The organism is Flavobacterium sp., from assembly GCF_043778725.1.
Taxonomy (GTDB): Bacteria; Bacteroidota; Bacteroidia; order Flavobacteriales; family Flavobacteriaceae; genus Flavobacterium.
On record NZ_JAYWFT010000113.1, the window covers coordinates 21,452 to 29,482 of the forward strand.

At 30.2% G+C, this 8,031-nt stretch carries 6 protein-coding genes; all 6 read right to left on the bottom strand.

Going from position 1 to position 8,031, the window contains the following annotated elements; all coding sequences use genetic code 11:
* Positions 1 to 9 precede the first annotated feature (9 nt).
* Positions 10 to 447 carry a retropepsin-like aspartic protease gene (locus ACH2CG_RS10850; protein ID WP_395065055.1) on the bottom strand — a complete coding sequence of 146 codons (438 nt, stop codon included), beginning with the start codon at positions 445 to 447 and terminating at the stop codon, positions 10 to 12.
* A 47-nt stretch (positions 448 to 494) separates the two neighbouring features.
* Positions 495 to 3,110: a CHAT domain-containing protein gene (locus ACH2CG_RS10855; protein WP_395065057.1), complete on the bottom strand. Its 2,616-nt coding sequence runs from the start codon at positions 3,108 to 3,110 to the stop codon at positions 495 to 497.
* 3 nt (positions 3,111 to 3,113) lie between these two features.
* A complete protein-coding gene (locus tag ACH2CG_RS10860) occupies positions 3,114 to 5,147 on the bottom strand; it encodes an autotransporter outer membrane beta-barrel domain-containing protein (RefSeq protein WP_395065059.1) in 2,034 nt (677 codons plus the stop codon).
* Between the two features lie 190 nt (positions 5,148 to 5,337).
* Positions 5,338 to 6,369 carry a hypothetical protein gene (locus ACH2CG_RS10865; protein WP_395065061.1) on the bottom strand — a complete coding sequence of 344 codons (1,032 nt, stop codon included), beginning with the start codon at positions 6,367 to 6,369 and terminating at the stop codon, positions 5,338 to 5,340.
* A gap of 353 nt (positions 6,370 to 6,722) precedes the next feature.
* Positions 6,723 to 7,694 carry a hypothetical protein gene (locus ACH2CG_RS10870; protein ID WP_395065063.1) on the bottom strand — a complete coding sequence of 324 codons (972 nt, stop codon included), beginning with the start codon at positions 7,692 to 7,694 and terminating at the stop codon, positions 6,723 to 6,725.
* Between the two features lie 29 nt (positions 7,695 to 7,723).
* The coding region (locus ACH2CG_RS10875; RefSeq protein WP_395065065.1) for a hypothetical protein at positions 7,724 to 8,031 on the bottom strand (308 nt) is incomplete at its 5' end.

The following is an 8,031-nucleotide window of genomic DNA, read 5'->3' on the forward strand; positions in this document are numbered from 1 at the left end:
ATAAGTTTTTTATTTCAAATACAAACAATGATTGTAATAGTCAATAATTGCTTTTCCTTTAAGTAAAATATCGGCGCCAATAATTCCTTGAACAGGTTTAGCTTTGTATTGTTCTAACGCAGTATTTACATGCGATAAATCAAAAATAACCAAATGAAAATCAGTTTTTTTCCAACGCCCAAGTTGTAAAGTATTGTTCTTGGCTAATTGGGTAAACATTCCTGTTGCACCAGCTCCAGAAGCTCTTGTTTTAGATTTCCCAGCTTTAAGTTTAAACAATTCAATACTTTCAAACCCAACGCAACTATTACTTGCGCCAGTATCAAGAATAAAATTACCTTTAATACCATTGATGGTTGCCTTCAATAATAAATGTTGTGTTTTAGATACTTTAAAAGCTATTTTTCTATAACCTTCTTTCTTTAGAATTTCTTGAATTTTTTTCATGTTTAAGTCTTTTTTCATTTAGATCAAGTCGTGTTGCACCATGTAAATTACAGTTTATTGTTTCTTTTTCTTCGGGTAAACAAAAATAACAAAACTAAACCTAAAACGACTGTGCATCCAATAATTGAAATAAATAAATAAGTATTCGACGATGGTTTGTTTTCTAACGTTCCATAATAAACAAAAGCACTCCAATAATAAGGCGATTTTTTAGCGTTTGGAATTGATGAATCATCAAGAAAATCTAGTTTAGCTTGATGATTAGCATTAAAATAGGAATTGCCAGATTTAACATTTTTATAAAATCCTTGCATCACTACCGAAGTCGTGAAATCGTTTACCTTCCAGAGCGAAAATAGTAGATTTTGTGCTCCAGCAAATTGAAATCCTCTTGCAATACTCATCGCTCCTTCGCCTTTGTAGAGTTTTCCTAATCCAGTTTCACAGGCACTCAAAACCACTAAATCGGGATTGATATTAAGATTATAAAGTTCAGAATAATAAATCTCTTGGTCGTAAAATTTTATACTTGCAGGCTCAACAATATCGCCAGATGACGCATGTGTAGAAAGATGTAAAATAGCATAATTTAATGCCTCTTTTTCGAAATTTTTAAATGTTGCTTTTTCGTTATCTAAATAAATTCCTTTGAAACTCCTTTTCAAATTTTCTAATTCTTTTTTGGAAAATGTTAGCTCTAATGAAGAGTTTTCAAATATTGGAAAAATTCCCAAAACTGTTTCTTCCTTGTGTCTAAAAGTAGTTGTGTTTAAATAAAATGTAGCCGAATTTGTGTATCCAATAGCAAAATCCTTAAGCAAATAATGCATTTTTGAAAATTTGGTTGTCGAGCTTTTTTGTGATAGTAAGGCTTCAAACGGAATAAAATTTAAAATTCCATCCGGAATAATAATGAGATTTTTGTTGTGTTTATTATTAGGAAGTTTTAAGATATTATAAATAGCATTAGCCAACTCACAGTATGCTTTTGGGTTGTCTGTAATTGCATTTGCACTTTTAAAACAATTTAAAAAACTATAAAAAATCAATTTATCAGCGGCTTCTTGCTCAAAAACCTGAATTTTAATTGTGCGATTTTCTATCGTGAACGAATAAATTTTTTCGTTTCCATAAAAATAGTCAACCAATACTGCTTTATCTTTTTCTAGTTTAGAATACAATTCATTAATTTCAAACTCTTTTTTAGATTCTTTAGATTTTCCAAATTCTTTCAATTTCAATAAAAGCATCAATTCATTTTGCTTTTTTATGGCTTCATTAATCTTAGAAATATCTGCCGAAAATGTTTTTTGTTGTTCTTTAATAATGATTGTATTCCAGTTTTGAAGTTGCTCTAAGATGCGTTTTTCTGCTCTAGAAATATTCTTTTTTTCTTCTAAAGTTTGAAGTAACACTGCCGATTTTGTTTTTTCTTGTAAGCTAAAAGCACTTTCAATATAGCTTATTTTATTTTCTTTTAGATAAAGAGCATAGTAGATTTCTAAGCATTTCTCGGTTCGATTTCGGTTTCTAATTTGGGTGACTATTTTAGAATTTTCATAAACTATAAGCGATTGAAACAAGGCTTCAATATGAAACGAAAGTTGGTAACATTCTAATGCTTTTTTAGGCTGATTTTGTGCTAAATAAAGTATTGCTTGTAAGTCTAATGCATCCAATAATGTATTTTCTGCATAGAGCGAATTTTTTTTAGGAAGTATTGTTTTTTGTGATGAATAATTTGGAATCAGAATTTTAAAAACAGACTCAATACTAGCACTTGCTTCTTTTAATTTGTCTTGTTTTAGTAATAAAGTTGCTTCGTCATAATAAAACTGTGCCTTTTTTCGGGGTTGAATAGTTTCAATTTTTATAAATTCGGCTTTAGCTTTTTTTAAGTAAAATGCAGCTGCTTTTTTATCAGTATTGAATTTCAATTTTGATAAATTTAAATAAGAATTTGACAAAGAAGGTATTTGTGAAGCATCATTTTTTAGCAATGAAATAGAAGCTAAAAAACTATTTTCTGCATTTCTATAATCACTTTCTTCTGCTTGTATGGTGTTAGTTCTAAATAAATAATTGGCACCCAAGCTACTAAGTAAATTGCCTTTTTGTTGGGTAGATAATTTTTCGGTTTTTAGAGTTCGCTCGAGCAAATTAATTGCTTCGTTATCTCTTCCGGTATTTTGATAAACAACACATAAATTTACAACAGCAGCAATTTTTTCAATCTGATTTTTCTGTTTGTTTGCTATATAAAAATACTGTTTTATGGTGTTTTCAGCATTGTCATAATCGCCTATAATGGTGTAAAGAGTTCCTAATGGTTTTAAACAATTGTTAATGACTTCGTATTTATAAAACTTATTTTTTTCATACAATCGCCAAGCGTTTTCATAACTAGAAATTGCTTTTTTTGTGTTGCCTAATTGATTTTGATAGAATCCAAGATTGTTTTCTAAAGTAAAACAAGCAAGAGTTTCGGATGCTGTTTGTGGATGAAAAGTTTTTCGTTCTAATTCTAGTTTGGCTAAGTTTTGGGCACTAGGATTGGTTACAAAAGCTTCAATAGCATTGTAGATTTTGTTCTCTAAAGTAATCGATTTAACCTGAGAAAATAGCACTTGTGTAAATAGAAAAAGAAACGTTATTTTTCGCATAAGTTAAAACTTCCAAATGGCATAAAATTGCCAATAATTAAAGTCTTTTTCAAAGGTTTTATAATATCTTACACCTAGGCTTGGTCCAATTCTAGCAAAACCCAAAGTTACATCGGCAAATATACTTGTCTGTGTTTTTTTAAAGTTATCTGTTGTCGTTTTGGTAGTGTTTTTTTGCTCTAAATTAGGAAGTTCTTCTCCCGATGTTGTTGCATTAAAGGCATAATATTTTTTGGTTTTTTCTGTTTTTGTACTTTCGTTTACGGTTAATGAAAATTGTGGTCCAAGGCCAATTCCGATATAATTATTAATGTTATATCGCAAAGAAACCGGAACAATATCTATACTATTTTTTATAATTTTAGAATCGCTTGATTGTTGCGAAAAGCCGTCTGTTGCTATTGTACCGTTGCTTGTTGGAACACCAGGATTGAAGATTTCTTGAGTAAAAGGCGACATTTGTGTGGCGCTTGTGTTTTCCATATAACTGTAGTAAAGTTCTAATTGCCAGTAAAACCGATAGGATTTATAGGGACTAATTGTTGCTCCAACAAAATAACCATTGGTCTTCATTTTTGAATTTATAACTCCGCCTACTGAAGAAAAATCTTGAATACCAGAATACGAATTGTAGCCCATTTTTGCACCAATAGAAATTCCAGGTTTAAATCGGGTTGTGGCATAATTGGTTATTACAGGTTCGTTTTTGTCAAATATAATTGCGGTTTTACTTTTGGTTTTTACCTTGTGAAAATCCTTGGCAAACTTCATAGAATATTTTACAAATCCTTTGGTAGAATCGATGTCTTTAATGTTTTTTTGATTACTTCCTGGGATATAAATGTTTTTGAAAGTAAAATGTATTTGGTCTTTTTTAATAATTGTATCTAGGCAACTATAAGTCACTGTTTCGCCTTTTGGACAAATGGGGCATTTGGGATAAGAATCAACAATTTTTAGAGTTTTTTTATCAAACATTTCAGGAATATCTGTTTCCAATCGAATCATTTTTGCTGGACCTTCGCCATTATTCTGAAATTTAGTTTTAAAATTTATTGTTTTAAATCTAACCGTTCTGTAATTCATCGATGTGGCATTGCTCGACATTTTATTTGGATCGTGCGAGGTTACAATTTCCATTTCGAGGGTTTTCTTTTTGTGGTTTTTATAATTTCTGTCCGGAATATAAACACCTCTCATTCTAACTGTTGCGCTAGTATCTTTAATCATCTGTGGTGTGGTTTTAAATGTAAAAAAAACGGTACGTGTTTCTTTGGCATTCATTCCGTCAAATTCTAAAATTTTAGTATCTGAAAATAATGATTTGCTTTCTAAAAGTGTCATTTCTAAATTTTCGTCATCAATAGAAATTGGTTTTTTTACAACCGAATAATCATTTGCACAAGCAATATTTTGAGATGCATTATTTTTATCATCAACAAAGACAATTGTGTTTTCTTGAATTTCTCTTTCTCCAAAGTGCGTGCGAGTTTCTAGCAATTCAAAGCTTTTATTTTTAAATTCTTTGTCGTTATAAAACAAATATAATTTACCATTTGCAGTATAATCTAGATTGTTTTGATAGCTTATTGCAACTACCATTTCCTCATCGGCAACAGGTTCTCGGTTGTTAAAAACCACTACAGAAGTGGTATCTGACAAGGAAGCAATTTCCGAAAAATTGGTAGTAGTGATTTCGGTTACGGCTACAATTTTGGGTCTAGTAGTAGGTGGTTTTCCGTTGTCATAATTGTTGGTAACCGATAGATTCACTTTGTAATCGGCTTTCTTTTTATACACTTTTTTAGGTTCTTTTTGTTTACTGTAACTGCCATCGCCAAATTCCCAAAAATAACTATAACTTGCTGGTGGTGCGCCTGCCATTTGATTTAGTAAAGGAGCTTGCGATTTAAACACAACCTCATTTCCTTTTCTTTCATAACCAATTGTAGCTTTACGAGTTACCGTATCTTTTGTTTTGGTTTGCGAAAACATAAACGAAGTCATTAAAAGTAGGAGTAAAGCTAGTTTTTTCATAGTAAGAGGGTTGGTTTGGAATTATAAAAATAGGAAAAAGTGGTGAATAATAACTATTTTATCACGGAAAGCTCATTTTTAATGGATTTAAAATAGAAAACCTCAAGATGGTCTTGAGGTTTTCTGGAAAACTAACCTAAACAAAATGTTTTATATTATTGTGGATAAAGAATAACTGCTGTTTTGGTTATTAATCTTTTAACTGATATCCAAATTGGTATCCAGTTAATGGACTAGTAACATTAGGAGTGACAACTCCAGAAGCTGGTGTTAAGTCAATTGTTGTAAAAGTAAATGTGTTCAAGCCAAATCCGTCGGCACTAAAAATATAATAATATTCTGTATTATAATCTAATATTGATGCAATTCTGGTGCTATTTGAAACATAAGTTAATGGTGCAATGGTTGATTCTACCGCAGTTGCTTCGTTAATACGGACAAGTTCATTTGCTGTTGCAGTTTTTCTTACTACATATAAACTGTTATTACATGCTGACAACGGATTTGGATTGTTAACATATTCTAATCCTTGAAAATCAGCTGTTGTTAATGTATAAGATGCAGCAATTAATCCTGAGCCAGTTGTGTCAATTTTATATAAAACAGAACTGCTAATAACATATAAAAAGTTACCATTAAATGTCATATTTGAAACTCCTGCTGTGGGTAAAAGCGAAATTGGTGTAAATGATGTGATTGGATTCATAGTAAAAATGTCGTATTCTTTTAAAATATGATTTTTAACCATAAAGAATCTTCCGTTTACAAACTCCATAGCTTGAATGTTTGTGATAGGGAATTCAATCGGAAGTGGAGTAGTTGAAGACGATGCGTCGTAAACTACAACTCTTTCACCAGTAGAAACTACATATCTTTTTGCTCCTTGAATGATATTTCTGCAATATGCTGAACATTGTTTGGTCATTGTTGTTTGACCCAGTGAGGCAGGCAAATAAGTATCAGTTCTTTTCAATCCAGCTGGAGCAGTTCCGAAGGCTTCAGTTAAATCCCATACATTACATGAATTTATTGGTGCGTTTTGTGTTCGAATATACAAATGATTAAAAGTATCTGGAACTACTGGAACTGTAATTGGATCGGATGATGAGTCGCAGCCAACAGATGTAATTCCTAGCAGAATGAAGATTCCAAATTTTTGAATACTTTTTGTAGTCATGATGTTAAAATTTGTTTTTGCGATTTTTTTAATAGTTGTTTTCATAATTTTTAAATTTTTATTGTTTATGATATTATATCAATTGAGTTTTAAATTTGTTACCTATATTTTAAAATTATTTTTTATATTTTTAATTAAATTAAATTTCAAGCGTTTTAATTTTTGAAAACAAATCCTCTGTCAACTCTAGTTTCGTTACTGTAAATCATATCCGTTGTTTAACGGTATTTTACTTTTTATAAAAATTGGATTATAGAATAGAAAACCTCAAGATGGTCTTGAGGTTTTCTGGAAAACTAACCTAAACAAAATGATTTTATATGTTATATAACTAAGGATTACAAATTTATCATCGGATAGAAGTGGTATTGATTTTTTTATCTGATTATTATGTAAATTTAAAATTCACAAATACCATTAACGCAGTGCATTCCTGATGGGCAAGCTACATTTTGTGAACATATAATTCGTGCTATTGGTGTATTTGTTGTAGTCTGATTAGTATTAGTAAGGTTTAATGCTATACAGCTAACTCTCGTTCTATTATATGTAAATTGATATGTTGAAGTACTTCCTAAAGGAAATATCTCATTCCCATTACATATAAATTTAATTTTATAGTTACCACTTGAATAGCCCATATTATTATTGTTGAACAAATAATCAGTATTTAATGCTATTTGATTTAAAGCCATAGTTTCTAAATATGCATTATTTTTAAAAATTTGGATTGTAGTTCCTAAAGGTGGAGGTGAAGTAAATCTAATTTTAAATATTTTATTTCCTGAATACTTTGCTGTATGTTGTGGTCCATTTACTCTATAATGACATTCATTGTTAATATTTGCTGAAAATGGAGTGTTTTGTGTTGTAGAAATATTAACTCTAAAAGCACCTAGTGCACAGGATTCTCCATTTTGTCCTGATGAAATACCACTTTTACAATTTGAGTAAACAGTAATGGTATTAATACCTATTTGTAATCCTCCAACGTATAAATAATTATTAGAAAGTCCACTAAAATAGTTGCCAGATACAGGTAAGATATTTGAATTTTGAATTACAATATCGGTTTTAGCAGAAGTTGTAACGCAATAATTAGGCATTCCTGTTACCAATGGTTTACAGACAACATTTTGATCAATATTAATATTTCCAGAAAATGAAAGAACCCCAAGTGGTAAAACTATGTTTGGAATTATTGTTGGTGATGAAGCATTACTTGAGTAATAAATCACACCATTTATCTTTAAACCTGCCTGTGGATTATTAGTTAAATTACATCCGCAATTGTAATTAGCTGGTTGTGAAATACAGTAAGTTATTTTCAAAAAGAAAATTAATATTATAATTATTCTTATTTTTCTCATAATTTCTATTTTTAATTATTTATTTTAAGTCAATTAATACAACCAGAACCATGGCATCTATAACAATACACATTATGGCAATCCTGTTCCGTAATATTCAACCCAATTCCAAATCCACCATAATTGGAGTAACTTGCTTTTAAATTTATAGCCACTTTTTTTAAATTGGCTACATTTACAATTACTGCAGGACTATAAACAAAACTCATTGATTTAGATTTAATCTCTGCACTAGGCGTAGATTGTCCCAGAAAATACTGAACACTTTGTTGATTACCAATTACAACACCTGCTTTAAAGTCGAACCACATTAAAGGCAATTTTTTAATTTGCGATT

Coding starts and splice junctions, on each gene's coding strand:
- ACH2CG_RS10850 (WP_395065055.1), bottom strand. CDS start 447: ATGAAAAAAATTCAAGAAATTCTAAAGAAAGAAGGTTATAGAAAAATA.
- ACH2CG_RS10855 (WP_395065057.1), bottom strand. CDS start 3,110: ATGCGAAAAATAACGTTTCTTTTTCTATTTACACAAGTGCTATTTTCT.
- ACH2CG_RS10860 (WP_395065059.1), bottom strand. CDS start 5,147: ATGAAAAAACTAGCTTTACTCCTACTTTTAATGACTTCGTTTATGTTT.
- ACH2CG_RS10865 (WP_395065061.1), bottom strand. CDS start 6,369: ATGAAAACAACTATTAAAAAAATCGCAAAAACAAATTTTAACATCATG.
- ACH2CG_RS10870 (WP_395065063.1), bottom strand. CDS start 7,694: ATGAGAAAAATAAGAATAATTATAATATTAATTTTCTTTTTGAAAATA.